Here is a 25188-nt window from a genome sequence, read left to right as displayed (position 1 = left end):
CTAGCTCCGGCGCCCCGCGTCGCCGCCGTACCGCAGCGCGAGCGCCGCGTCGCGCGCGCCGGCGTCGGCGTCGTCGGAGACGATCGCGGCGGTGAGGCGATCGAACCCGAGGGCACGCGCTCCGTCCGGGTGCGCGACAGCGGGGAGCGCGACGCGCGGCGCGGTGGCGCTGCCGAGCAGGGCGACGGCGAGCCCGAAGAGCTGCCGCTCGCCGGGCCGATCGGTGACGAAAAGCGCCTGGTCGCCGAGATCGAGATCCCGTCGGCTGGCGAAGTGCTCGGCGAGGATCAGGACAGCGCCGGCGCCGGAGGCGGCGACGCGCGAGGCCGGTCCGAGGCCTGCGAGCTCGGCGCCGCCGTCGCCCGCGAGCGTCGCGCCGGGGGTGAGGCCCCACGCGGAGGCGACCTCGGCGAGGACCGCGCGGGCGGGCCGCGGCGCGAGGTCGTCGGCGGCGTCGCGGAGGAGCGGTCTGGCGAGGCTGACGGGGAGACCGGGCCATTCGTGGCCGAACGGTTCATCGTCGGCGAGCCCGGCGAGCGCGAAGATCCGGCGCGGCGCGAAGGCCAGCGGGTAGGTGGCGGCGGCGTCGCGGAGGAGGAGGTCGAGGCGATCGCGATCGTCCAGCTCGCCGGGGTCGCCGCGGAAGGCGCGCCAGGTGGCGTCCGCTGCGGGTCCGAGGCGGCGGCCGCGCCCTTCGCGGGCCTCCAGCGCGCGGAGACCGAGGACGCCGGCGCGGTAGAAGCTCTCGACCTGGGAGGGGGTGGGCGTGGCCATGGGGGGACTCCGGGGCGCGGGCCGATGGGGCCGGACGTGCGGGGGCAAGGTAGGCTGCTCAGGACGGCGATCCAACGCCCATGCGGCGAAGCATCGAGAGCGAGCGTGCAGGCCGCGTGATTGAGCCCCGAAGGTGAGTTTGTGGGGGCAGCCTACGACGTCCAAATCGCGGAAGGCAATACCGAGGCGACCCACGGGGCGAGGCCTGACTGCCCCGTCGCCGCGGTCCCACCGGGGTCGGAGAGCAGGGCATGTCGTGGAGGGGGTGACCCTGGGTTGACGTTGCGGCACGTCCGCCGGATACCTCGGGCATGCGAATGGGGAACATCCAGACTCTCCCCGGAGTCCAGCCGCGCTTGTGAGCTGCTCGCGCCTCCGCGCCTGCGTGGCCACGCTGGCGGCGCTCGCCGCCTGCCGAGGCGATTCTGGTGTGCCCGACGCCGGCCCGGCGCCGGACTCGGGCGCTCCCGCGGCGGCCTCTTTCCCCGTCGCGCCCACCTCGCTCCCGGCGAGTGCGGCCGTGGTGGCCAGCGCGGCAGCGGCGGCCAGCGCGGCCCCGACGGCGAGCGCATCGGCGGCGCCGGACGCGGGGGTAGGTGCGAGCGCGGTCGCGGGCTGCAAGCTGCGCCGAGGGCCGCTCGCGCTCTCGCTCCGCGGGCCGGCGCTGCTGTGGACCCCGGACGAGGCGGCGCGCGCCGACTTCCGGGTGATCTTCAACCGCGACGGCGTGGCGCAGCACGTCGCGCCGGCGCTCGGCGGGCTCGCCGCGCCTTCGTTCGGGCTCGCCGCGGGGGCCTCGCCGCCCCGGGACGCCGCGCCGGCGCTCGGCGCGCTCGCTGCGCCGGCCTCGCCGCCCCGGCAGGCCGCGCCCGACGCCGGGGCCGCCGGCGGGGAGCCGGCGCGCGCCTCCTGGCCGGCGTGCACGGTGGCCTCTCGGTTCGTGTTCTGCATGGATCACGGCGGCACGATCCGCAGGACCCCGCTCTGGGGCGCGGAGGGGCCGCCCATCGGCGCCGGGCGTCGCGGCACGGAGATCTCCGCCGTCTCGCTGCCCGGTGGGCACACGCTCCTCGCCTTTCTCTCGGATCGGAAGACAAGCGAGGGGGTCGTGACCCAGGCCTTCGCGGTGCTGGACGACAGGCCCGCCGTGCCGCTCTCGGAGGAGGGCAGCGGCGCGACCTTCGTCGCGCTGTCGCCGTGGAAGGGCGGGGCGCTCGCGATGTACATCGACGCGCGCTCGGCGCTGACGCCGGTGCACGCCCGCACGCTCGGCCTCACGCCGGAGGGCAAGATCGAGCTCGGGACGGACGCGGTGCTGTTCGTCGGCGACGCGGGCGAGTCGCGGATGGGCGGCGCGCTCGCGGTCGGCGCCGGGGGCCCGGCGTACGTGCTGCTCCCGGCGGCCAGGGACCTGTCGGCGTTCGGCATGGCGGCGATCCGCATCGACGAGGCGCCGCGCGACGACATGCCGGCGGCCTGGTCGCTCTACCCCAACGGGCTGAGCCCCGCGCCCATCGCGGCCACGCGGGGCGTCTCCCCGATCCACGTGGCCCGGGTCCGGCCGATCGCGCGCGAGCCCGGGTCGCGGCACGCGCTCGAGCTCGGCCAGCTCGACGGCGAAGGGCGGTTTCAGCCGCGCTGCCTCGCCGTGGAGGGCACATCGTTCAACCACGTCGCGATCGAGGCGGATCGCGACGGCTCGCTGTGGATCGCGTACACGACGGGCGCCGGCACCTTCATCGAGCAGCGCGCCCTGGGGCCGTGACGCCCGCTGCCGCGTTTGAGCATGGCAGTCCGCCAGGCCACTGCCCCGCAGGTCGCGCGACGTGCGCCAGGGCCCTTTTCCCATCGGGCGGCGGCGCGCCGAGGCTGTTGCGCGGTTGGGCCTCCTGGCGTAAGCCAGTCGCGTCGACTCGCGGATCCATCCCTATCATAAATCTTAAGGAGCCGAGATGAAGCTGGATTGCGTGCCCACGGGCATTTTATGGCCGCTCCTGTCGCTGGTCGCGCTCGGCGCTGCGGGCTGCGGCGGCGACGGCGGTGGCGACGCCGGCGGTACGGAGAGCACCTCGACCGCGGCCGGCGGGGAGGGCGGCGCGGGCGCGGCCGGCGCAGGGGGCGCGAGCGGCGCCACGACGGGCGCGGGCGCTGGCCCGAGCAGCTCCGCGACGACCGGCGGCGCCTCGACGAGCAGCGGTGATCCCGGCGCCACGACCACCGCGACCACGACCGCCACCGCCACGACGGGTGCGGGCGGCCCGTCGGTGAGCTGCAACTATCCCGCGGAGACCGCGAACGGCTCCATCACCTTCTACACGCTCGACATGGGCTCGACCGAGGTGAACTGCAGCTACCAGATCACGGGGCGGAACCCGGACGTCGTCGCGCACGTCCCCTTCGGTGGAGGCCAGTACTTCGCCGCCATCAACACCACGGACTACGACAGCGCTGGGATGTGCGGCGCGTGCGTGGAGGTCTCCCGGGACAACGGGCGCAAGGTGCAGGCCATGGTCGTGGACCAGTGCCCGATCGCCACGAACCCGAAGTGCGTGAAGGGCCACATCGATCTCAGCAAGAACGCCTTTCTCCAGATCGGCGAGGAGCGCGAGGGATATCTGGGGACCACCAACGGCGGCGCCGCCGGGAAGATCTCCTGGCGGTACATCCCGTGCCCGGCGACGGATCCCGTCACCTTCCGGCTCAAGGACGCGACAAACAAGTACTGGAACGAGATCGTCGTCGAGGGCCACGCGCACCCGATCGACAAAGTGGAGGTGGAGATCAACGGCACGTGGCAGACGGCCACGCGACAGTCGTACAACTATTTCCTCGTCGGCGACGGGGACATGGGGCCTGCGCCGTACCATGTCCGCGCCACCGACATCAACGGCTCCACCGTGGAAGCGATGCTCGACCTCAAGGCTGGAGACCAGCCCGCGAGCGCTCAGCTCTCTGCTTGCGACTGACTGGACGCATCGCCGGGCTCTCCAGGAGATCGCCGTGCAAGACCCTCGCCCCGCCCCGTCGCTGCTGACCGTCGACGACTTCGAGCGCGCAGCGCGCGCGCGCCTGTCCAGGATGGCCTATGACTACTACCGATCCGGCGCCGACGAGGGCAGGACGCTCCGGGAGAACCGCGCCGCTTTCCGCCGCCTCGAGATTCATTATCGCGTCCTCGTCGACGTGGCCGAGCGGGACCTGAGCACGACCCTGCTCGGCACGACGGTGCCGTTCCCCATCCTCGTGGCGCCGACCGCTTATCAGCGCCTCGCCCACCCCGACGGCGAGCTCGCCTCGTCGCGGGCGGCCTCCGAGCTCGGCACCATCTTCACGCTCTCCACCCTCTCGACGACGAGCCTCGAGGGGGTCGCGGAGGCGTCTCCGGGGCCGAAGTGGTTCCAGCTCTACGTCCACAAGGACCGAGGCCTCACGCGCGCGCTCGTCGAGCGGGCGGAGTCGGCCGGCTACCGGGCGCTGATGCTCACCGTCGACACACCGCTCCTCGGCCGCCGGATAGCGGACGTGCGCAACCGCTTCGCGCTGCCCGAGGGGCTCGTGATGGCGAACCTCGTCGACGCCGTGGCGGCCGCGCCGGCCGCGGAGCAGGGCTCTCTGCTCGCGGCCTACGTCGCCTCGCGACACGACGCCTCGCTCACGTGGCGCGATGTCGAGTGGCTCGGCTCGATCACGAGGCTCCCTTTCCTGCTCAAGGGCATTGTCCGGCCCGACGACGCGGTCCGCGCGCTCGGCGCCGGCGCGGCCGGCGTCATCGTCTCCAACCACGGCGCGCGGCAGCTCGACGGCGCCCCCGCCACGATCGAGGTCCTCCCGGCCATCGCCGATGCGGTCGCCGGGCGGTGCCTGGTGCTGATGGATGGCGGTGTCCGGTGGGGTACGGACGTGCTGAAGGCGCTCGCGCTCGGCGCCCGCGCGGTGCTGGTCGGGCGGCCAGTCCTGTGGGGACTCGCCGCGCTCGGCGGCGAGGGGGTCGCGCGCGTGCTGGCGGGCCTGCGCGACGAGCTGTCGATCGCCATGGCGCTCGCGGGCTGTCCCACCCTGGCGTCCATCGATCGCGACCTGATCCGCCGAGCTCAGGCTCGATGAGGGAGGCCCGAGTCGCACGAGCGCGGAGTTTTCCAGGGTTGCCGCGGCCAGGCAGCCAGGCAGGTAGCAGGCAGGTAGCAGGCAGGTAGCAGGCAGGCAGACAGGCCGATTGCTGCGCTCCCCGGCATCAAGGCGTCTTCGACGAAAGAAAAGGTGGCGGCCACTCAACCTCACCCGTACACTCGGCGACGGTGAGCGACGCAGTACCTGCCAGAGATGCAAGGGAGCGGTGGCGGGGGCTCTTCAAGCGAGGCGCGGACGCCTCGGGTGGGGCGCCGGATGCCGGGGAAGCGGACCCGACTTTGGGGATTCGCCTCCGGCGCTTCGCGGGGCCGGCGGCTTACCTGGAGCAGCTGTCGTCGCTTCGCATTGCTCATCTGACGGACCAGCATGTCGGCCGGGTGACGTCGGTGCGGGTGCAGCGTGCGGCCGTGGCGCTGACGAACCAGCAGCGGCCGGATCTTGTCGTGCTCACGGGCGACTTCGTGTGTCACAGCCAGCTCTACCTCGATCAGCTGGAAGAGGTGGTGCGCGGCTTCGAGGCGCCGGTGATCGCGGTGCTGGGGAATCACGATCACTGGTCGGGCGCCGACGCGGTGAGGCGCGCGCTCGAGCGGGGCGGCGTCGCGGTGCTCTGCAACGCGAGCACGGTGATCACGCTGGGCCACGAGCGGCTCCAGGTGGTGGGGCTCGACGACGCCTATACCGGCCACGCGTCGCGCGAGAAGGCGGTGAAGGGGATGCGGCGCGACCTGCCGACGCTCGGCCTGTCGCACATCGCCGAGGAGGCGGACGGCCTCTGGCGTCACGGCATCCCGCTTGTGCTCTCGGGTCACACGCACGCGGGCCAGGTGACGGTCGCGCGCCTGCACGAGCTCTCGATCGGCAAGATCGCGGGGCACCGGTACATTCACGGCCTCTACGGTACGCGCCGGCGCGGGGAGCCCGGCCAGGGGGCGGTCTACGTGGGGGCGGGGATCGGCGCGGCGGTGATGCCGCTGCGGCTCGGCGAGCGCGGCCAGCGTGAGGTCGCGATCTTCGAGCTCGGCAGCGAGCCGGGGTCGTTCGACGAGCACCACGCCGAGCAGGAGCCGCACCGCGGGCGCAAGCCGTCGCCGGAGCTCCTGGCGAGCCGGGCGGCGCGTGTGGCGAAGAACCGGGAGCGGCGGGCGCGAGCGCACCGGCACGGCGAGGGGAGCGCCGGGGGAGAGCCCTAGCCCCTCCCTGATTGCGCGGCCCATGTCCACATCTGCCCAAGGTCCGAAGCCCGCCGAACCCCTCACCCCCGTGCGCTGGGGCGTGCTCGGGGTGAGCCACTTCGCGATGCATGTCAGCCTGCCCGGTATGAAGCGGGGGCCCCTGACCCAGCTCGCCGCGCTCGCATCGCGCGACCTCGGCAAGGCACGCGCCGCCGCGCAGTCGCTCGGGATCCCGAGAGCGTACGGCAGCTACGAAGAGCTGCTCGGCGACCCGGAGATCGATGCCATCTACAACCCGCTGCCCAACCACCTGCACGTGGAGTGGACGGCGCGCGCGGCCCGCGCCGGCAAGCACGTCCTGTGCGAAAAGCCGATCGCGCTCAGCGCCAAAGAGGCCGAGACGCTGGTCGCCGTCCAGCGCGAGACGGGCAAGCGGATCACCGAAGCGTTCATGATCCGCAACCACCCGCAGTGGCAGCAGGCCAGGGAGTGGGTGCGAAGCGGCCAGATCGGCGACCTTGTCAGCGTCCAGATGGCGCTCTCGTATTTCAACCGCGACGCCGCCAACATCCGCAACAGGAAGGAAGTCGGGGGCGGCGCGCTGTACGATATCGGCTGCTACGCGGTGAACACGTCGCGCTTCCTGTTCGGGCGCGAGCCCGCGCGGGCGATGGCGCTCATCGCCCGCGATCCCGACTTCGGCACCGATCGCTTGACCTCGGGCCTGCTCGACTACGACGGCGCGCACATGACGTTCACGTGCAGCACGCAGGCGGTGGCTTACCAGCGCGTGAACGCGTTCGGTATCAAGGGCCGCATCGAGATCGAGATTCCGGTCAACGCCCCCGCCGACCAGCCGTGCAAGCTCTTCCTCGATGATGGCTCAACGCTGAACTGCAGCTCGGCCCAGGTCACCTCGTTCCCCGCCGTCGACCAGTACCACCTGCAGAGCGAGGCGTTCTCACGCGCCATCCGCACGGGTGGCCCCGTCGAGAATTCGATCGAGGTCGCGGTCGGCAACATGCGGGTCATCGACGCGCTCTACCGCTCCGCCGAGAGCGGGCGCTGGGAGACGATCTAGCGGCGCTCTTCAGCGCCCGGCGCGCCCGGCGTCGTCGCGCTGGGCGCCCGGCATCGTTACGGCCAGGCGCCCGGAAGGGACGCGTGATCGGGCGCGGAGAGCGGCGCGCCGAGGTCGCTCACTCCACAGGTGCGCTGTCGCACGCGCTCCGCACATCGACGGACATGCCGCTCGCGGCCGCGATGCAGGCGTTGGAGTAGGTCTGGCCATCGCAGCCGCACACGGGCGCGAGCTCCTTCGTGCAGACCTCGGGCTTGTCCGCGCAGCTGCCGGCCGCGTCCGCGCGCCCGCAGATCGCGTCGGGCGCGTACTTGCAGTAAAGCCCCTCCCCGCACACGCGCAGCGCGCCGACGGTGAAGCCGCCGCAGCTCTCGCCGAGCCCCACCACCGTGGGGCCGCACTCCCCGAGGCTCCTCACCGAGACGCCGGCCGTCGCCGCGACACAGTCGTTGCCGTACGTCCGGCCATCGCAGCCGCAGACCGGATCGTAGTCCTCCCTGCACGCCTCGGGCACGAACTCGCACGTGCCGCTGCGGTCGTAAGCGCCGCAGTTCGCCTCGGGGGCGAAGTCGCAATACAGGCCCTCGGCGCAGCGGATGCCCGCGAGGCCGGCGCACATGTCGCCCGGCTGCGCCACGGGCGAGCAGACGTCGGCGCCGCAGGAGAGCCGGAGCTCCACCTCGACGAGCGTCCGCGGCGCGAGGATCTGCACGACATACGCCCCGGTGCCCCGGCTCTCCCACGTCGAGATCGCCTGCCCCCGGGGGCCCCTGGCCCGCCGGACGTGCCTCAGCCTCCCGTCGCGCGTGACCTCGTGGAGCTTGAAGTCGACCGCGGCGCTCCTGCCCCCGGCGATCGACTTCAGCTCGAGCGAGATCGTCCTGCCCGGGTGGCTCGTGAAGTGCGCATGGACCGATCGCTCGCGGTCCACCGTGAAGCGGTTCTCGTGATCGAAATACGCCGGGACGACCGCCACGTCGCTCAGCCTGATCGCGCCCTCGGCGGTCCCGGTCTCCTCTAGATCCTCGGCCTCGGCCTCGTCGTAAGATGCCGTGCAGCCAGCGAGCGTTACAGCGAGAACAGCACCCAGAACATCTGCCATCTTCATGATCGTGCAAACTCCTCGTGAAGAGACAGGCCCAGCGCTCCGGGCGTCTCCTCGGAAATGCGAATCGTGTGAGAGCAGGGCGACGTCAGCGCAGCCGCCGGGCGAGCTGCCTCGGCCTGCTATCCCGGGCAGGCGGTTGCTAGGACCCGGTCAAGGACCCGTCAATCGCCCCTGAGAGAGCGCGCCGACCGGTCCTCGCGCCACGGCTGCCCTGCGTCTCGCGTCTCTTTGCGATGTCGCCGTATCCTCCATGTCGTCGAGCCCACGCCCGACCTGGGGCGGTAGTGCGTCAATACGTCCGCACTCCAGCGCCTTGACGATCGCTCTCCTTCACTCCTCCACGTCGTCAGCTCTCATCGACTCAGCGTCTGGTCGCCTCCCGCGTGGGCCGTTTGCAATCAGCGTTCCCCGCGAGAAGAGATGAGCCCGCTCGTCGCTGAACTTTGCAACGTCACGGCAGCGCGGAGCGCGGCGATCGTCGGATCCGGACGGGTCGGACGGCGAGGACACCGCGCGCACACCCTGTTCCCACCTCACACGCGAGGATGAGGCGTTCCGCCACACGGGGGCGCTCATCGTACGATTCCTTCCCTTGTTGCGAGGCAGTTTGCTACGCGCGAGACCTGGAGGGGCGCCGCCGAGGCCGTGGTCGTTTCCGGGGTCACAACGCGTGTGGTGCTGACATAACTGCTCCGGCGATCCGCGGGTGCCCGGGGTGTGGAGCGCAGTGGTGCGCGGTGAGCGAGGAGGGAATCAACGGAAGCAAGCCGGTGGAGAAGGGTAGAGAACGACGCGGGGAGGCGAGGGCGACCGGGAGCGCTCGCGCGCGGCCTGGCTGATGATCTGGCTGGGCTGATGACGATGACCGGCGGGGCGCCGCGCGCGTTTCCTGGCCGCGCGGTGGTGACGCCCCTTGCTTTCACCGCGCGAGAACGGCTAAGTCTCGGTCTGCTCGATGGTCCGTGCGAACGACAAGACGGCTAGCAACCGCACCCCTCGGGAGCTGAACCGCTCCCTCGTCCTCGACCTCGTGCAGCAGCACGGCCCGATTTCCCGCACGAACCTCGCGCGGCTGAGCGGCCTCACCAAGCCGACGGTCTCGGCCATCATCGAGGAGCTGCTCGAGAGCGGCAGCGTCCGCGATGTCGGGGCCGAGTCGCGCGGCGGGCGCCCGGCGCGGCTCCTCGAGTTCAACGATGACAGCGCGGCGTTCCTCGGTATCGAGATCGGCGTCGAGCAGACGGCCGTGGCCGTGGCCGACGCGCGCGGGCGGATGCGGGCGCGCCTGGAGCAGCCCACCGTCCTGCGCGATCCGCACCGGACGGTCCGCGACGTCGTCGAGCTGTTGCCGAAGGTGCTGCAGCTGAGCGGGGTGCCGCGGAAGCGGCTGCGCGGCGCCTGCGCCATCATGCCCGGGCTCATCGAGCGGCCGAGCGGCCTCTGCGTGCTTGCGCCCAACCTGGGCTGGGAGCGGTTCCCCGTGCGCGCGGAGCTCAGCCGCGCGCTGCGCATGCAGGTCTCTGTGTACAACCTGCCTCAGGCGGCGGCGGTGGCGGAGGGGGAGCTCGGCGCCGCGCGGGGGCACGCCTCGTACGTGTGGCTGTACGTCGGGCTCGGGGTGGGCGCGGGCCTCGTCGTCGATGGGCGCCTGTTCTTCGGGATGCAGGGGTACAGCGGCGAGATCGGCCACTGCCGCATCGCCGACGACGGCCCGCGTTGCGGCTGCGGCCGTCGCGGCTGTCTGGAGACGTTCACCTCGGTCATGGCGCTCCGGCGCGCCTCGGAGGAAGCGTCGGCGCGCTCTCCCCACCTGGCCGCGCTCTCCCGGCCGCACGCGGTCGGCGACATCGCGAGCGCGGCGCTCGCCGGCGACGAGAGCGCCCGCGCGATCTTCCGCGAGGCGGGCGCGCAGCTCGCGCGCGGCATCGGGGTCCTGCTGAACCTGCTCAATCCCCAGCTCATCGTGCTGGGCGGCGAGATGCTCGCCGCGCCCGACATCCTGATCGACGGCCTGCGAGAGGAGCTGCCGCGCCACGCCGTCCGCGCCGGGGAAGTCCCGGTGGTCGCCTCTCCGCTCGGCAGCGAGGCCGGCCTGCTCGGCGCCGTCCTGCTCGCGCGCGAGGGCGCTGTGCGCTCGCTCCGCCTCGTGCCCGACGGCGTGCTCCAGGAAAGCCCGCCGTAGCGCGCCGCTGCGGCGCGAGCGCGCCCGCCCGGGAGAGACACGGAGGGAGAGAACAGGAGATATAAAATCTCCCTCTCTCCCTCTGTATCTCCGTGGTTGTTCGCTTCACTCCGGCGCGGGCTGCGCAAGCACGGCAGTCGCCGAGAGCCGCCAGGAGCACCTGAATCCGAAATGGAACGAGGCGCGCGCCCGTAACCACGTTGGCGCCTCCTGCCCGGCGGACCCGAGGTGGTGAAAACTGTCGTCAGGGCTGGCAGACCTGCGCCGGGTCCGAGTAGGATCCTCGCCCAGTTGGAAGCGACATCACGGCGGATTGGGGCCGCCGGGGTGTTGGCGCCATGGCCTCGTGCCGGAGGACTGGACGCATGGACAGGGTTCTTAAGCATTGCATTTTCGCCTCCATATTTCTCATCGCCGTGGCGATTTCTTCCTGCGAGCGGATGAGCCAGCTGGGAGGGAGGTGCGAGTCGACCGCCGATTGTGAATCGGACACCGAGTACGCGCCCGGCACGGAGTGCACGGACAATGAGTGTACCTGCGTCCAGGAGGGCCACACGCTGTGCTGCGGGCCCGAGGACACGTCGCCTGACTGCTTTCTTGCCTGCCGGCCGTGCAGCGAGTGCCAGGAGGGCTGGTTCAGCTGCGCGCCGGGGACGGCCGGGACGGCGTGCGACAACGACGCGAAGTGCGCCGGCCCGCCGGACTCCCGCTGCGGCGTCGGGCAGTGCGTGGACAGGGTGTGCCAGGTGGAGATCTACCCGGGCCCGCTGTTCTCCCAGCTGCGCGGCGACTGCGCGCAGCTGGAGTGCACGCAAGAAGGAGAGGTCGTCTCCAGGGCGGATCCAGCCGACGTCTACAACGACGGCAACCTGTGTACCTCGGATGTCTGCTCGGAGGAGAACAGGCCTGTCCACGTGCCTTTCGACAACGGGATCAGCCTCATGGATCTCTACAAGGTCGACCAGATCTGCTACGAGGCGCAGCCGTTCGACTGCATCGTCGAGGACGACCAGTGCGGGCCCCGCCGCATCTGCGTCCCGACCGTGGGCGCGCAGCAGGGCGGGGGCTTCTGCGCGCCGAGCCACTGCATCAACCTGCGGCGCGACCCGGACGAGGCCGACGTCGACTGCGGCGGCATCTGCAGGCGACCCTGCGAGAGCGGGTCGCTCTGCGCCGTCCCGCAGGACTGCATCTCCGGCGTGTGCCTCGGGAGCCCGAGGAGCTGCCAGAGCCCGTCGACCTCGGACGGCGTGCGGAACGGCTCCGAGACCGGCGTCGACTGCGGCGGTCCGTGGTCGCCCTGTCCGCCGGGCGAGGGCTGCGCGACCGGCGCGGACTGCGAGGCCGGCGTCTGCTGGGCGGCCGTGTGCGAGGAGCCGACGTGCATCGACGGCCTGCGGAACGGCGGCGAGCTCGGCGTGGACTGCGGCGGGCAGGCGTGCCCGGCGTGCCCGCGTTGACCGCGCAGCGCCCGCGTTGACGCTGCTGCGTCGCGCGGGCATAGGGGGGAGATGCGCAGACTCGCTATCGAAGGAATGACCTGCGGCCACTGCGTCCAGGCGGTCTCGAAGGCGCTCGCCAAGGTCCCCGGCGTGACGCGGGTGAACGAGGTGAGCCTCGAGCGTGGAGAGGCCGTCGTCGAGGGGAGCGCGGCGGCCGAAGCCCTGCTGGCGGCCGTGCGCGAGGCCGGCTACGAGGCGCGAGACGCTGGCTGACGTCGCGGTGCTCGGCCGCCTTTGGTAGGGTGGTGGCCACCATGACGCGAGCACAGAGCGAAGCGGGCTTTCCGGAAGGGTTCCTGTGGGGCGCCGCGGCGGCGTCGTACCAGATCGAGGGCGCCGCGCACGAGGACGGCAAGGGGCCGTCCGTGTGGGACATGTTCTGCAGGAAGCCGGACGCGGTCTGGAACGGCCACACCGGCGATGTCGCGTGCGACCACTACCACCGCTATCCGGAGGACGTCGCCCTCATGCGCGACATCGGCCTCCGCGCCTATCGACTCAGCATCTCGTGGCCGCGCGTCCTGCCGGAGGGCACGGGCGCCGTCAACGAGCGCGGGCTCGCGTTCTACGATCGGCTCGTGGACGCGCTGCTCGAGGCGGGCGTCGAGCCGCATGTCACGCTGTTCCACTGGGACTTCCCGCTCGCGCTCTACCACAAGGGCGGCTGGCTCAACCGCGACAGCGCCGAGTGGTTCGCCGAGTACACGAGCGTCGTGGTCAAGAAGCTCGGCGACCGGGTGAAGGACTGGATGACGCTCAACGAGCCGCAGGTGTTCGCCGGCGCCGGCCACTACGAGGGTCGCCACGCGCCCGGCGACCGGCTGCGCTTCGCCGAGGTCCTGCGCGTGTGCCACCACGTCCTGCTCGCGCACGGCAGGTCGGTGCAGGCCATCCGCGCGGCGAGCCCGGGGAAGTGCAATGTCTATTATGCGCCGGTCGCGCAGGTCAAATACCCCGCCAGCCCGTCACCCGAGGATCTGGAGGCCGCGCGCGCGGCCACGTGGGCGGTGAACGCCCGCACCACGTGGACCAACACGTGGTGGATGGATCCCGTGTTCCTCGGCAGGTACCCCGAGGACGGGCTCCGCCTGTTCGCGGAGGAGCTGCCCGAGGTCCGGAGCGGCGACATGGAGATCATCGCGCAGCCGGTCGATTTCTGCGGCGTGAACGTCTACTGGGGAGTCCCGGTGCGCGCCGGGGCGAGCGGCGCCGCCGAGGTCGTGCCGCACCCCGTGGGACATCCGATCACCGCCTTCGAGTGGTCAGTCACCCCGGAGTGCCTCTACTGGGGGCCGAGGTTCTTTTACGAGCGGTACAAGCGCCCCATCGTGATCACCGAGAACGGCCTGTCGACCCGGGACTGGATCTCGCTCGACGGCAAGGTGCACGACCCGCAGCGCATCGACTACATGGCGCGCCACCTGATCGAGCTCCGCCGGGCGATCGCCGAGGGCGCGGTCGTGAACGGCTATTTCCACTGGTCGATCCTCGACAACTTCGAGTGGGCCCACGGCTACAAGCACCGCTTCGGCCTCGTCTTCGTCGACTATCCGACGGGAAAGCGCGTGCTCAAGGACTCGGCGCACTGGTACCGCGAGGTCATCGCCTCGAACGGCGCGACCCTCGCGGGGTGAGCGGGCGGCGGCTCCGGTGCCTGCCCGGGAGCCGCCGCAGCGCGAGGGGAGGCCGCGGCCGTCGAGGCGCGGCTCAGGAGGCGATCGGCTCGTCGCCGTCTTCTTCTTCTTCGAGCGGCTCGTCGTCGTCCCCGCTCGCCAGGTCGTACCCGTGCGGATCGAACTCGTCGAACATGGCCTGCAGGCGCTCGGTCAGCGAGTCCCACGTGTCCGGCGGCTCGCCCGCGTGGCGGTCGCGCTCCGCGAGGGCGAACGCGGCGGCGACCGTCGCGGTCAGCGGGCGCGCGTCCTGGAGCACCGCGACCTTCGACGTGTCGCCGCTGCACGCATAGGCCAGCAGATAGGCCCTGTAGATCTCCTCATTCGTCTTGTCGCTCATTCCTCTTCCTTCGTCCTTGTCGTCCGCGCCGCGCGCCGTCCGCTGCCGTGCTCTGGCCTCCTGATGGGCGCTCGGGACCGGGGGCGCGAGCGTAGCCCATCTCGGCGGCCGCCGGGGAGGGTCCGCGTCCCGCCGGGGGCCCGGGCCGCGCGGGCGCAGCGGGAGCCGCGCGGGCGCGGCCGGGGTCAGTGGCGCAGCCGGTCGCGCAGCGCGCGCACCGCGCGCTCCAGCCCCACGTGGTGGTGGAAGCAGCATTGCCCGATGCGCGGCTGGCACTGCGACGAGCGGAGCATCTCCAGGAACACGAGCGCGCGCGCGTCCCCCTCGAGCGCCGCGCGCTCGAAGAGCGCCGGCTTGCGCCGGCAGGGGGCCTCGCGCAGCGCCACGGCGATGCGCAGCGGGACGCTCGCGCGCTCCAGCACCTCGGGGCGGCGGAGCAGCGCGGCCGCGCGCTTTCCGCCCTGCGTGCCGCCGTAGCCGCTCACGATCTCGTAGGCGATGTCGAGGCCGTCCTCGCCGAGGCGGCTCTCCAGCGCCTCGAAGATCGCGTCCGCGCGGCCGTCGGTCCGGTACGAGCTCTTCACCGCGACGGCGGCCGCGGCGGTCATCACGTCGCGCTGCTCGAAGGCGGAGCGATCCTTCTCGAGCAGCACGAAGAGCGCGCGCTCCGCGTCCTCCCACCGCTTCGCCTGAACCGCCCCCGCGAGGCGCTCCCGCTCGGCCGGCAGCTCCGCGCCGTCGAGCGGCCCCGGACCGGCGAGCGCCGCGCTCGCAACCGGCGCCGCCCCGGAGCCGGCCGGCCCGGGGGCCGATGCGCTCGCGGCCGGCATCACCGGGGGAGCTGGCGGAGGCGCGCCGAGGGCCGCTGGCACCGCGGCGGCCGGCGCTGCGGCGGCCGGCGCGTGCATCGCGGCGGTCGCTTCCCGGAGCTCCGGCGGGGCGACCGCCGGCGCCGGCGCGCCCGCCGGCAGGCGGCGGAGGAGCACCGCGCACGCCGCGCCGGCCGCCACCACCGCGGCCATCGCGACGAGCCAGCCCCGGGCGCCCCTCCGCGGCCGCGGCCGTCGCTCCGCCGCCCCGCGCGCCTCGTTCCCGGGCGCAGCGAGGCCCGCGCCCGCGGTCGCGCGCGGCGCGCCGAGCGCCCCGGTCGCGGCGCCGCCGGCTGCAGCGCCGCCAGCTGCGGGATCGCCGGCCGCCGCGCCTCCGGTCGCGGCGGCTCGGTCCTGCCGTGCCGGTAGCTCGGGCGGCGTGGCGGGCTGGAGCGCGCGCAGCGGATCGCCGAGCGGCCACGCCCCGCTCGAGAGCGGCTCTTTCCACGGGAGGAGGCCGAGCGCCTCGGACCTCGGCACGGCCGCGTCGAGCGCGGCGAGCAGCGCGCGCGCGGTCGCGGGGCGCTCCGCCGGGTCCTTGCGCAAGAGGCGCATCACGAGCGCCTCGAGCTCGCGCGGCACCGTCGTGCCGGGAGCGCGCAGGCGGAGCGGCGGCGGCGCCGTGTTGCACTGCTCGCGGAAGAGCTCGACGGGCAAGATCGCGTCGAACGGGTGCTTCCCGGCGAGCATCTCGTAGAGGATGAGCCCGAGCGCGTAGAGATCGGAGCGCTCGTCGACGGCCTCCATGCCCTGCGCCGCCTCCGGCGCCATGTACGCGAGCGTGCCGAAGACGATGCCGCTCAGCGTGATGCGGGCGGGCTCTGGGCGCGCGTCGCCGCTCTGCGCGTCGGTCGTGGAGAAGCGCTCCAGGGGCACCTTCGCCAGCCCGAAATCGATGAGCTTCACGGCGTCGGTGCCCTCCTCGACCAGGACGTTGCGCGGCTTCAGATCGCGGTGGATGACGCCGCGCTCGTGCGCCGCGGCGAGCGCCGCCGCGATCTGCCGCGCGATCTCGGCGGCGCGCGGGGCGGACAGGGGACCCTTCTTGATGATGCGATCGAGCGTGGTGCCGCGGACGTACTCCAGCACGAGGAACCGGGCGCCGTCGGGGAGGGTCCCGAAGTCGGTCGCCGAGGCGATGTTCGGGTGCTGGATGTGCGCGCCGGCGATCGCCTCGCGCTCGAAGCGCGCGGTGAGCTCCGGAGAGCCCTGCGCAGCGGGCAGGAGGAGCTTCACGGCCAGCCACTTGCGCAGGAGCAGGTGCTCGGCCTTGTAGACCGCGCCCATCCCGCCGGTCGCGACGAGCTCCACGATCCGGTACCGGTCCGAGAGGATCGCCCCGACCATCTGGGCCGCCGCGCTCTCCGCGGGCGCGTCGCTCGCGGCGGGGGGCGGATCGCCGGGGGCAGGGGGCGGGGAGGCGCTCACGGGAGGCGTGAACTGTCCGACCTCGCCCGATTTTTGTCAAAGGGGGATCGCCGCCGCGCGCGCGGCGGAATGCCCGCTTCCCTCGGCGGATCCGTCGATTGCCGCGCCGTCGACGCGCGTCGACGGCGTGAGGCTCGCGCGGTGGGTGATCGAGCGCTCGGCCGAGACGGTCGCGCCGGGGCTCGCGTCGCGCGCGCCGCTCCGCGGGGCGGCCGTGGAGCGCCGGCTTGCCTATTGAATTGGCCGCGTGCTCGGGCCAAGGATGCGCCATGGCCGATCCCGTCCACGCCCTTTCCCGCGCTTTCCAGGAGGCGATCACCGCCGTGTTCGGCGCCGAGCACGCCGCCACCGATCCCTCCCTGCGCCGCTCCAGCCACGCCGACTACCAGGCGAACGCCGCCATGGCGCTCGCCAAGCGCCTCGGCAGGCCGCCGCGCGAGGTCGCGGCGGCGATCGTGGGGGCGCTGCAGCTCGGCGGGATCTGCCGGAAGGTCGAGATCGCCGGCCCTGGGTTCGTGAACCTGACGCTCGAGGACGCTTACCTGACGCGCGAGCTCGCCGACACGGCGGGCGGCGGGCGGCTCGGGATCGCGCCCGCGGCGCAGCCCGAGACGGTGATCGTCGATTACTCGGGCCCCAACGCCGCGAAGGAGATGCACGTCGGTCACCTGCGCAGCACGATCATCGGCGACGCCCTCGCGCGCGTGCTCGAGGCGCTTGGCCACCGGGTGATCCGCCAGAACCACCTGGGCGACTGGGGCACGCCGTTCGGCATGCTGATCGAGCACATGCTCGATCTCGGCGAGGCCGCCGCCTCGCAGGAGCTCTCGGTCGGCGATCTCGACGCGTTTTACCGGCAGGCGCGCGCCAAATTCGACGGGGACCCGGCGTTCGCCGAGCGTTCGCGCCGGCGGGTCGTGCGGCTCCAGGGCGGCGACGAGCAGACCCTCGGGCTCTGGCGGCAGCTTGTCCGCGAGTCGACGCGCTACTTCGAGTCGGTCTACCGCCGCCTCGGCGTGACCCTGACCGAGGCCGATTTCGCGGGCGAGAGCTTCTACAACCCGATGCTCGTCGATGTGCTCGCGGAGCTCGGCCAGAAGGGGCTGGCGCGCGAGAGCGAGGGGGCGCTCTGCGTCTTCCCGGCGGGCTTCACGGGCAAGGGCGGCGAGCCGCTGCCGCTCATCGTGCGCAAGCAGGACGGGGGCTACGGCTATGCCACGACGGATCTCGCGGCGATCCGCCACCGCCTCACGACGGTCTCCGCGCAGCGGCTCATCTATGTCGTCGGCGCGCCGCAGAGCCAGCATTTCGCGATGGTCTTCGCGACGGCGCGGGAGGCGGGCTGGCTCAGGCCGCCGGCGCGGGCCGAGCACGTGGCCTTCGGGTCGGTGCTCGGGGCCGACAAGAAGATGTTCAAGACGCGGAGCGGCGACACGGTGAAGCTCTCGGATCTGCTCGACGAGGCCGTGGAGCGCGCGACGAAGGTGGTGCGGGAGAAGAACCCGGAGCTCGACGTCGAGGCCGCGGGCGCGGTGGCGCGGGCGGTCGGCGTGGGGGCGGTGAAGTACGCGGATCTGTCGAGCGATCGGATCAAGGACTACGTGTTCGACTGGGATCGCATGCTGGCGTTCGAGGGGAACACGGCGCCTTACCTGATGTATGCGCACGCCCGCATCCGGTCGATCTTCCGGAAGGCGGGCGTGGAGTCGCCGCGTGATGCCGGGATCGCGCTGGGCGAGCCGGCCGAGCGGGCGCTCGCGCTGGAGCTGCTCCGGTTCGGCGCGGTGCTCGAGGACGTGGCCGCCACGCTCGAGCCGCACCGGCTATGCGTCTATCTGTTCGAGCTCGCCGGTTCGTTCACGACCTTCTACGAGCGCTGTCCGGTGCTCCGGGCCGAGACCGACGAGGTGCGCCGCTCGCGCCTTGCGCTGTGCGATCTCACGGCGGAGGTGCTGGCGAAGGGCCTCGGCCTGCTCGGGATCGAGGCTCCGGAGCGGATGTAACGCGGCTAACCGGGGTTGAGGTCGCCCCGACCGGGGTTGAGGTCGCCCCGACCGAGGTTGAGGTCGCCCCGACCGGGGTTGAGGTCGCCCCGACCGAGGTTGAGGTCGCCCCGACCGGGGTTGAGGTCGCCCCGACCGGGGTTGCGCTCGGGCTCGAGGCCGACCTCGTGGCAAAGTGCAGCATGACTGAACGACGGCTCGCTCCCCCCGCTCCCGGCGTCGCCGCCCTGGCGGTGCTCCTCGTCACGCTCGGATGCTCGGCGGTCGGGGGCTCTGGCGGCGCAGGCGACGGGCGGGAGTCCCCGGGCATCGCCGGCGAGGACGACTCCGGCGGGCTCGATGAGCCTGGTGGGCCCGGTTCGGGCAGCGACGGCGCCGGCCCCGTCACCGACCCCAACGCGGACAGCGACGGAGACGGGTTTACGCCCGCGGGCGGTGATTGCAACGATGTCGATGGAAATGTGAACCCCGGCGCGATCGAGGTCGAGATCACCGAGCCCGACGCGAGCGGCCAGATCCCCGCGCCGGCGGACGAGGACTGCGACGGCGCGATCGACAACGTCGCACCTCCCTGCGACGACGGCCTCTCGCTCGAGGATTTCGATCCGGCGAACGGGGCCAGGGCGATCGACCTCTGCGCGTTCGCCTCCCGCGAGGACGTGCGCTGGGGCGTGCTCTCCGCGAGGTACGTCCGCGGGGACGGCTCGCCCGCGGCGCGGTCGCCCGCCGTCGGCCTCTTCGACGGGTTCGGGCCCAACGTGCGCGTGCAGGGCGGCGCGCGCCTGCTCGCGCTCTCGACGGGGCGCGCCCGCCTGCCCGACCACCCGGACGCCTGCTGGTCCGAGAGCTGCTCGAGCTACGGCGCCGGCGCCGCGCCGCCCGGGTTCCCCCAGGACAACCCCGACTGTCCTCCCTCCGACTTCATCAACGACGACATCGGCCTCGAGGTCGTCCTCCGCGCGCCGCGGAACGCGACCGGCTACGAGTTCCTCTTCAAGTTCTATACGTACGAATATCCGGAGTGGGTCTGCGAGGACTTCAACGATCAATTCGTCGCGCTGGCCACGCCGGCGCCTCCCGGATCGTACAGCGGCAATCTCTCGTTCGACGGGGAGGGCAGGCCGGTCAGCGTCAATATCGCCTTCTTCGATGTCTGCGACGGATGCCCGCTCGGCTCGGGCGAGCTCGAGGGGACGGGCTTCAGCCCGCGCCACGACGGCGGCACCCGGTGGCTCAAGACCCGGGCGCCGGTGCGCGGCGGCGAGGAGATCTCGCTCCGGTTCATCCTCTTCGACACCGGCGACGATCGCTTCGACTCCACCGCGCTCATCGACGGATTCCGCTGGATCGCGACCGGCGGCACGGTGAGCCTGGAGACCGCGCCCGCCGTCGAACCCCGCTGAAGCAGGAGGCGCTCCCCCGTCGCGTCGACCTCTCGCTGCGTCGCGAGCGCGGGGCCCGTTCGCCTCGCCGCGCTCCTCGCGCTACCGGCAGGCCCGACACGCCCCGCCGCAGTCCACGTCGAGCTCGCTTCCATTCAGGACCCCGTCGTCGCACGAGGGCTCCTGGCAGACACGCTCCCTGCACACGCCGGACCCGCAGTTTTCCCCGGCGAGGCACCCCTCGCCCGCGGGGCAGAGCGGGCACGAGCGCGTGCCGCAGTCGACGCCGGTCTCGAAGCCGTTCGCCACCCCGTCCACGCACGTCGGGGCCTGGCACGCCCCGAGGCGACAGACGCCCTCCTTGCAGTCGATCCCCGTCTCGCAGGAGTCCCCGAAGCGGCAAGCCCCGCACGAACCGCCGCAGTCGGTGTCGGTCTCGCCTTCATGATCATCCTGGAGGCCATTGCTGCAGTGAGGCGGGATACAGGTGTTCTCGGTGCAGGTCCAGCGCTCGGGGCATTCGTTGCAATTCCAGATCATGATGGCACCATCCTCCCCGCACGACAGGAAAAAAGGCGCCGTCAGCCCCAATGCAATGACGCGTCGAAGCATGGTGCTCGCTCTTCTCGTAGTTGATGGTCTGGTAACGACGACAGTACATCATGCACGGCCATCGAGGGCACCGATCTGGCCATTTGCGCGCGGATTTCTAGCATTCCGGATTGCTGGATCAGATTGCCAAATAATCGACATGAAGAGAGTCGCCGGCGGCGCGGAGTCTGGATCCGACGCGTGGAGATGGACATGCGGAGATGGGACGTGCAGAGTAAGGGGAGGGGAGCTCATCGGTGCGCAGGGGGCCACCGCACCGGCCGTTCTCTACGGATTCGACAGGAGCCGATCGTCCGGCGGAGCCGGTGGAGCGCGCGGCCGACAGGATCGCTCGGAGCGCCCTGGCTGGGGGGTGATGGGGGAGAGGGGCTCTGCGAGGGCGCCTGGGCTCCCGGCCCAGGCGGCGCTCTCGGGGGTGCGCGCCGCGCTCAGGGGCGGGCGGTGGCGCGGCGCGCCGTGACGAAGGAGCGCACGCACAGGGCGACGAAGCCCGCGGACAGGATGGCCATCAGCGACTGGGCGATGACGGCCGGCGGGCGCGCCACGTCGCCGCCGGAGAGCAGCGCCGGCAGCTGCGACAGGCCGCGGATGGAGCCGAGGAAGCCGAGGATGCCGACCAGCGCCGACGCGTGCATGGCGTGCATGCGGTACTTCTCCTGCCTCGCGAGCAGGCCGAGCCCGAGCGCGACAACCCCGAAGCCGGCCGGGATGAGCGCCGTCGGCGCGCTCGTCGCCGCGAAGCCGCCGACGCCGAGCGCTGTGAGCAGCGCTCCGTAGCCTATCGTCAAATTGGACATGCTCGACATGCAGAACCTCCTGGTTCGGAGCCCCCGAGATACCGCGCCCGGCGCGCGCCCGCCACCGCGGCCGTCCGTGCGCCCTCCCTGCGGCGAGGCGTGACCGGCGGCGCGGGCCTGTGCGGGCGGAGCGCGGCGGCGTGGTTAGAATCCGCCCTCATGCTCGGTCTCTCCCGCCTGCGGGACAGCTTTGCCTACACCCCGCGGACGCTCAAGCTCGTCTGGCGCTCGTCGAAGGCGGCGAGCCTCGCGCTCGGCGCGCTCACGCTCGCGGCGGCGGTGCTGCCCCTCGGGGTGGCCTACGTGGGCAAGATGATCATGGACGCCGTGGTCGCCCGCGATGAGCGCGCGACGCTCGTGTGGGTCTCGGTCGAGCTCGGCCTCGTGGCCGCGCTCGCGCTCGCGCAGCGCGGGCTCTCGCTGACGCGGCAGCTGCTCGGCGCCCGGCTCTCGAACGACATCCACGCGCTGATCCTCGAGAAGGCGCTCTCGCTGGAGCTCCGCCATTTCGAGGACTCCGAGTTCTACGACCAGCTCACCCGCGCGCGGCGCGAGGCCTCGTCGCGCCCCGCGTCCATCGTGACCGAGAGCTTCTCCCTCGTGCAGAACCTGATCACGCTCGCGGGGTACGCCGCGATGCTCGTCAGCTTCAGCGGCTTCGCGGTGCTCGCGCTCGTGCTCGCGGCCATCCCGGCCACGGTCGCCGAGGCGCGCTTCTCCGGCGCGGCGTTCCGCCTCCGGAACTGGCGCTCTCCCGAGGCCCGCCGCCTCAATTACCTCGAGTACGTGCTCGCCAACGACGGCCACGCCAAGGAGGTGAAGCTCTTCGGGCTCGGTCCGATGTTCCTCGAGCGGTACAGGGCGCTCGCCGCGTCGTTCTACCGGGAGGACAGCGCCCTCGCGGTCCGCCGCGCCGGCTGGTCCTATGGCCTGTCGCTCCTCGGGACCGCCGCGTTCTACGGCTGCTATGGCGCCATGGCCGTCTCCGCCGCGGCGGGGCAGCTCTCGCTCGGCGAGATGGTCCTTTACGTCGCCGCCTTCCGCCAGGGCCAGCAGGCGTTCCAGGCCGTCCTCGCCGGCGTCGGCGGCATGTACGAGCACAACCTCTATATGTCGAATCTCTTTCAGTATTTGAGCATCCCGACCGACGTGCCGCCCGCGTTGCCGAGCGGCGGCTCGCCCTCTGTGTTGCCCTCTGTGGTGCCCGCTGTTTTGAACGACGGCGCGCTCGAGCGGGGCGTGCGGTTCGAGGGCGTGGGCTACCGGTATGCCGGCCAGTCGCGCTGGGCGCTGCGGGGCATCGATCTCCATATCCCGAGCGGGCAGAGCCTGGCGCTCGTCGGGCACAACGGCGCTGGCAAGACGACGTTCATCAAGCTGCTCACGCGGCTTTACGAGCCCACCGAGGGGCGCATCCTGCTCGACGGCAAGGATCTCCGCGCCTGGGATCTCGACGAGCTCCGCCGGAGGATCGGCGTCGTGTTTCAGGACTTCAACCAATACCAGCTCACGCTGCGCGAGAACGTGGGGCTCGGCAGCCTCGATCACCTCGCCGACGAGCCGCGCATCGAGCGCGCGGTGTCCGAGGGCGGCGCGGAGGAGGTCGTGACCGCCGTGCCCGGGGGCCTCGACGCGCAGCTCGGGCGCTGGTTCAAGGACGGCGTCGAGCTGAGCGGCGGGCAGTGGCAGAAGATCGCGCTCGCGCGCGCCTTCATGCGCGAGCAGGCCGACATCCTCGTGCTCGACGAGCCGACCGCGGCGCTCGACGCCGAGGCCGAGCACGCCGTCTTCCAGCGGTTCCGGTCGCTGTCCAAGGGGCGGACGACGATCGTCATCTCGCACCGGTTCCCGACCGTGCGCATGGCCGACCGCATCCTCGTCCTCGACGGCGGGCGCATCGTCGAGGAGGGCACCCACGACGAGCTCGTCGCCCGCGGCCAGCGCTATGCGCGCATGTTCGCGCTGCAGGCCGAAGGGTACCTGTAGCGCCCCCGAGTCCTTCTCGCCGGCTCGGGCGAGCTCTGCCTGCTAGGCTCGCGCGCATGCGCGACACGCTCCCCAGGGAGGTCGGTCAGGCGATCCACATCCTCCGGAGGCTCCGCGGGCTCAGCATGCAAGAGTTCGCCGAGCGCGCGCAGCTCTCGGCCACGTACCTGCGGCAGGTGGAGCGAGGCGAGCGGGATCTCGGGATCGGCGCGCTCGGCCTCATCGCCCAGGGGCTCCAGTGCGAGCCGCGCCTCCTCCTGCCCGGCGACGGGCGCAGCCCGGTCGCGTCCGTCGTGGCAGAGCTCTTTGACCAGGCCCAGGAGACGCTCCAGAACGCGATCCTCTTTCTGCTCATGGAGCCTGACGATTCGACGAGAAAGCAAGCAATGCTCGCCCTGGCCGGCGAGGAGGCCGAGCGCTCTCGCCTGGCGGCTCCGCCCAGGTCGCGCCCGCCGGAGCGGGCCGCTTCCGGGCGTACTCCGTCGTCGAGCCGTCGTTCCGGAAAGTGAGCCCGCCGTCTCGCTCGCTTCGTGATCCTCGATCCGCGCTGGCGACGGCTTCCGCGCGCCGGTGACCTCTGTTACCCTCGCGCCAATCGATGTTCCCCGGGCCGTGTCCGGGGGTGTCATGGACTCGAACCTCGTGCCGGAGGTCCGACGCAGTGAGCAGAATTTCTTGGGTTGATCCAACATCGCAGGTCGCGCTTCGCTCTGCCGTCTTCCCGCGCGGAGGGCTGGAAACCGCTGTGTTCGAGGGGCTCGCGGCGGAGGGCCCATGGTGATCCTGGGCCAGGAGTTCGCGGGGTACACCATCGTCGCCAGCCTGGACTCACCGGCTCCGGCCGAGGCCTATCGCGCGCTCGACGCGGACGGCCGCGAGGTGACGCTTTATGTCCAGGAGGATGTCGGCCTCGACGCCGAGGCGTTCCGCGGCGAGCTCGATCGGCTCCTCTCGCTGCCTCCGGCGATGCACGGCATCGTGCCTGGGGTCGCGGGCGGCATGGAGGGCAATGCCGGGTGGATTGCCGCCCTGCCGAGCGACGATCCCTCGGTGGAGGATCTGCTGCCCCGGCTCCGCGCCGTCGTGTACGACATCGGCGTCGACGTCGCGCGGACGCTCGGCGCGGCGCACGTGCTGGGCCTCGCGCACGGGGATGTCGGCCCGCACACGGTGGGGATCACCAGCCAGGGAGCGGCCGTCCTCAGGGCTTTCGGGCTGCACCGGCTGTTCGGATCGCCCGCGGACCCCGTGGCGGATGCGGCGCGGTACCGGGCGCCGGAGCTCTTCGATGCACGCGCGATCGACAAGCGCACCGACGTCTACGGGCTCGGGATGCTGCTGTACTGCGTCCTCGGGGGCCGGCGCCCCTTCGAGGGGCGCGACGACCTGGAGGTGTGCGCGCTGGACGAGGTGCCGCCGCCGCTCCAGGGCGTGCCGGCCGCGGTGAGCGAGGCGCTGGCCCGAGCGCTCGCGAAGGACCCGGACGCGCGCTTCCAGACCGTCGAGGAGCTCATGACCGCCGTGCGACCGCTGCTCTTCGTCGACCCGGCGCCCCTCGCCGGAGGAGCCCCGGCGCCGCCGCCGCCGCCGCCGGACACCGAACGGAGCGTGCCCGCCCCGGCGTCGCGCAACACGCTGCCCACCGGCACCCTCCCGCCCGAGGCCATGCGGCACCCCGCGGTCCAGATCGCCGCTCCCCGCTGGCGCCGCCGCCTCCTGCGGCTCGGCGGGGCGCTCCTGATCGTCGCGCTGGCGAGCGCCGGCGTCGCGGTGACGCTGAGCTCGTACATCGCCCGCCGCGGGGCGCCGTCCCCGCAGCCGGCCGATCCGTCGGCTCATTCAGGTGATGTGGAGCACGTTTCCGCGCTGGTCCCGCCGGTGCACTGCGATCCCGGCGCTCCCGAGGCGATGAGCCCTGCCGTCGAGAAGCCAGCCCTCAGGTCCCGCGTGACACGCCGCGCCGGGCCCGCGTCCATGGCCGCGACCCCGGCCGTGGAGGTCAACCGCAGCGCCGGGCAGCGGTGGTACGGCGACCAGCTCTTCTGAGGCGAGCCGCAGCCCAGCTGGCAAACGACACCCCGGCGGATTGGGGCCGCCGGGGCGTCCGCGCCGCAGACCTCGTGCCGGAGGCCTGGACGCATGGCCACC

General features: G+C 72.4%; 21 protein-coding genes. 15 read left to right on the top strand and 6 right to left on the bottom strand.

All coding sequences use genetic code 11. The features are described 5' to 3' along the window. On the bottom strand, window positions 1-774 hold the full coding sequence (locus WME75_RS39700; RefSeq protein ID WP_437481816.1) for a hypothetical protein: 774 nt from the start codon (window positions 772-774) through the stop codon (window positions 1-3). A 358-nt stretch (window positions 775-1132) separates the two neighbouring features. Between WME75_RS39700 and WME75_RS39695 the strand changes: the two genes are divergently transcribed. The 5 genes from WME75_RS39695 to WME75_RS39675 all read left to right on the top strand — a co-directional run bounded on the left by WME75_RS39695 (window position 1133) and on the right by WME75_RS39675 (window position 7158). Then, window positions 1133-2539 carry a hypothetical protein gene (locus WME75_RS39695; protein WP_437481815.1) on the top strand — a complete coding sequence of 469 codons (1407 nt, stop codon included), beginning with the start codon at window positions 1133-1135 and terminating at the stop codon, window positions 2537-2539. A gap of 187 nt (window positions 2540-2726) precedes the next feature. Next, window positions 2727-3740 carry an expansin EXLX1 family cellulose-binding protein gene (locus WME75_RS39690; RefSeq protein ID WP_437481814.1) on the top strand — a complete coding sequence of 338 codons (1014 nt, stop codon included), beginning with the start codon at window positions 2727-2729 and terminating at the stop codon, window positions 3738-3740. 34 nt (window positions 3741-3774) lie between these two features. Continuing rightward, window positions 3775-4878, top strand: coding sequence for an alpha-hydroxy acid oxidase (locus WME75_RS39685; RefSeq protein WP_437481813.1), 1104 nt, complete (start codon window positions 3775-3777; stop codon window positions 4876-4878). Between the two features lie 302 nt (window positions 4879-5180). Further along, window positions 5181-6095, top strand: coding sequence for a metallophosphoesterase (locus WME75_RS39680; protein WP_437481812.1), 915 nt, complete (start codon window positions 5181-5183; stop codon window positions 6093-6095). Window positions 6096-6117: 22 nt separating this feature from the next. Continuing rightward, a complete protein-coding gene (locus WME75_RS39675; RefSeq protein WP_437481811.1) occupies window positions 6118-7158 on the top strand; it encodes a Gfo/Idh/MocA family protein in 1041 nt (346 codons plus the stop codon). A 118-nt stretch (window positions 7159-7276) separates the two neighbouring features. On the opposite strand, the gene WME75_RS39670 is transcribed toward WME75_RS39675, so the two are convergent. Next, entirely contained in the window at window positions 7277-8266 is a 990-nt protein-coding gene (locus WME75_RS39670) for a Kazal-type serine protease inhibitor family protein (RefSeq protein WP_437481810.1), read from the bottom strand. A 955-nt stretch (window positions 8267-9221) separates the two neighbouring features. On the opposite strand from WME75_RS39670, the gene WME75_RS39665 reads away from it, so the two are divergent. The 4 genes from WME75_RS39665 to WME75_RS39650 all read left to right on the top strand — a co-directional run bounded on the left by WME75_RS39665 (window position 9222) and on the right by WME75_RS39650 (window position 13584). After that, window positions 9222-10448, top strand: a complete 1227-nt coding sequence (locus WME75_RS39665; protein WP_437481809.1) for an ROK family protein — start codon at window positions 9222-9224, stop codon at window positions 10446-10448. A gap of 440 nt (window positions 10449-10888) precedes the next feature. After that, window positions 10889-11908, top strand: coding sequence for a hypothetical protein (locus tag WME75_RS39660; RefSeq protein ID WP_437481808.1), 1020 nt, complete (start codon window positions 10889-10891; stop codon window positions 11906-11908). A 51-nt stretch (window positions 11909-11959) separates the two neighbouring features. Further along, the gene (locus WME75_RS39655) at window positions 11960-12163 is read left to right on the top strand and encodes a CopZ family metallochaperone (RefSeq protein WP_437481807.1); all 204 of its coding nucleotides are present in this window, start codon (window positions 11960-11962) and stop codon (window positions 12161-12163) included. Between the two features lie 41 nt (window positions 12164-12204). After that, a complete protein-coding gene (locus tag WME75_RS39650; RefSeq protein WP_437481806.1) occupies window positions 12205-13584 on the top strand; it encodes a GH1 family beta-glucosidase in 1380 nt (459 codons plus the stop codon). Window positions 13585-13657: 73 nt separating this feature from the next. Here the strand turns inward: WME75_RS39650 and WME75_RS39645 are convergent, their stop codons facing one another. Continuing rightward, window positions 13658-13963, bottom strand: coding sequence for a hypothetical protein (locus WME75_RS39645; RefSeq protein ID WP_437481805.1), 306 nt, complete (start codon window positions 13961-13963; stop codon window positions 13658-13660). A 185-nt stretch (window positions 13964-14148) separates the two neighbouring features. Then, on the bottom strand, window positions 14149-16260 hold the full coding sequence (locus tag WME75_RS39640) for a protein kinase domain-containing protein (RefSeq protein ID WP_437481804.1): 2112 nt from the start codon (window positions 16258-16260) through the stop codon (window positions 14149-14151). Window positions 16261-16267: 7 nt separating this feature from the next. Between WME75_RS39640 and WME75_RS39635 the strand changes: the two genes are divergently transcribed. The 3 genes from WME75_RS39635 (at window position 16268) to WME75_RS39625 (ending at window position 19666) form a co-directional block, all read left to right on the top strand. Next, on the top strand, window positions 16268-16498 hold the full coding sequence (locus tag WME75_RS39635; RefSeq protein WP_437481803.1) for a hypothetical protein: 231 nt from the start codon (window positions 16268-16270) through the stop codon (window positions 16496-16498). Between the two features lie 31 nt (window positions 16499-16529). Then, on the top strand, window positions 16530-18263 hold the full coding sequence (gene argS, locus WME75_RS39630) for an arginine--tRNA ligase (protein WP_437481802.1): 1734 nt from the start codon (window positions 16530-16532) through the stop codon (window positions 18261-18263). 182 nt (window positions 18264-18445) lie between these two features. Then, on the top strand, window positions 18446-19666 hold the full coding sequence (locus WME75_RS39625) for a choice-of-anchor L domain-containing protein (RefSeq protein WP_437481801.1): 1221 nt from the start codon (window positions 18446-18448) through the stop codon (window positions 19664-19666). Window positions 19667-19747: 81 nt separating this feature from the next. On the opposite strand, the gene WME75_RS39620 is transcribed toward WME75_RS39625, so the two are convergent. Both WME75_RS39620 and WME75_RS39615 read right to left on the bottom strand, forming a co-directional pair. Then, on the bottom strand, window positions 19748-20185 hold the full coding sequence (locus WME75_RS39620; RefSeq protein WP_437481800.1) for a hypothetical protein: 438 nt from the start codon (window positions 20183-20185) through the stop codon (window positions 19748-19750). Between the two features lie 500 nt (window positions 20186-20685). Further along, entirely contained in the window at window positions 20686-21063 is a 378-nt protein-coding gene (locus tag WME75_RS39615) for a hypothetical protein (RefSeq protein ID WP_437481799.1), read from the bottom strand. 150 nt (window positions 21064-21213) lie between these two features. On the opposite strand from WME75_RS39615, the gene WME75_RS39610 reads away from it, so the two are divergent. The 3 genes from WME75_RS39610 (at window position 21214) to WME75_RS39600 (ending at window position 25086) form a co-directional block, all read left to right on the top strand. After that, window positions 21214-23040, top strand: coding sequence for an ABC transporter ATP-binding protein (locus tag WME75_RS39610; RefSeq protein ID WP_437481798.1), 1827 nt, complete (start codon window positions 21214-21216; stop codon window positions 23038-23040). Between the two features lie 56 nt (window positions 23041-23096). After that, the gene (locus WME75_RS39605; RefSeq protein WP_437481797.1) at window positions 23097-23549 is read left to right on the top strand and encodes a helix-turn-helix domain-containing protein; all 453 of its coding nucleotides are present in this window, start codon (window positions 23097-23099) and stop codon (window positions 23547-23549) included. Between the two features lie 265 nt (window positions 23550-23814). Then, window positions 23815-25086, top strand: a complete 1272-nt coding sequence (locus tag WME75_RS39600; protein WP_437481796.1) for a serine/threonine protein kinase — start codon at window positions 23815-23817, stop codon at window positions 25084-25086. Window positions 25087-25188: the final 102 nt, after the last annotated feature.

Source organism: Sorangium sp. So ce1014 (genome assembly GCF_051521505.1).
GTDB lineage: Bacteria > Myxococcota_A > Polyangia > Polyangiales > Polyangiaceae > Sorangium.
Note: the sequence above shows the minus strand (reverse complement) of the source record. Positions and strands in the feature narration are given on the sequence as shown.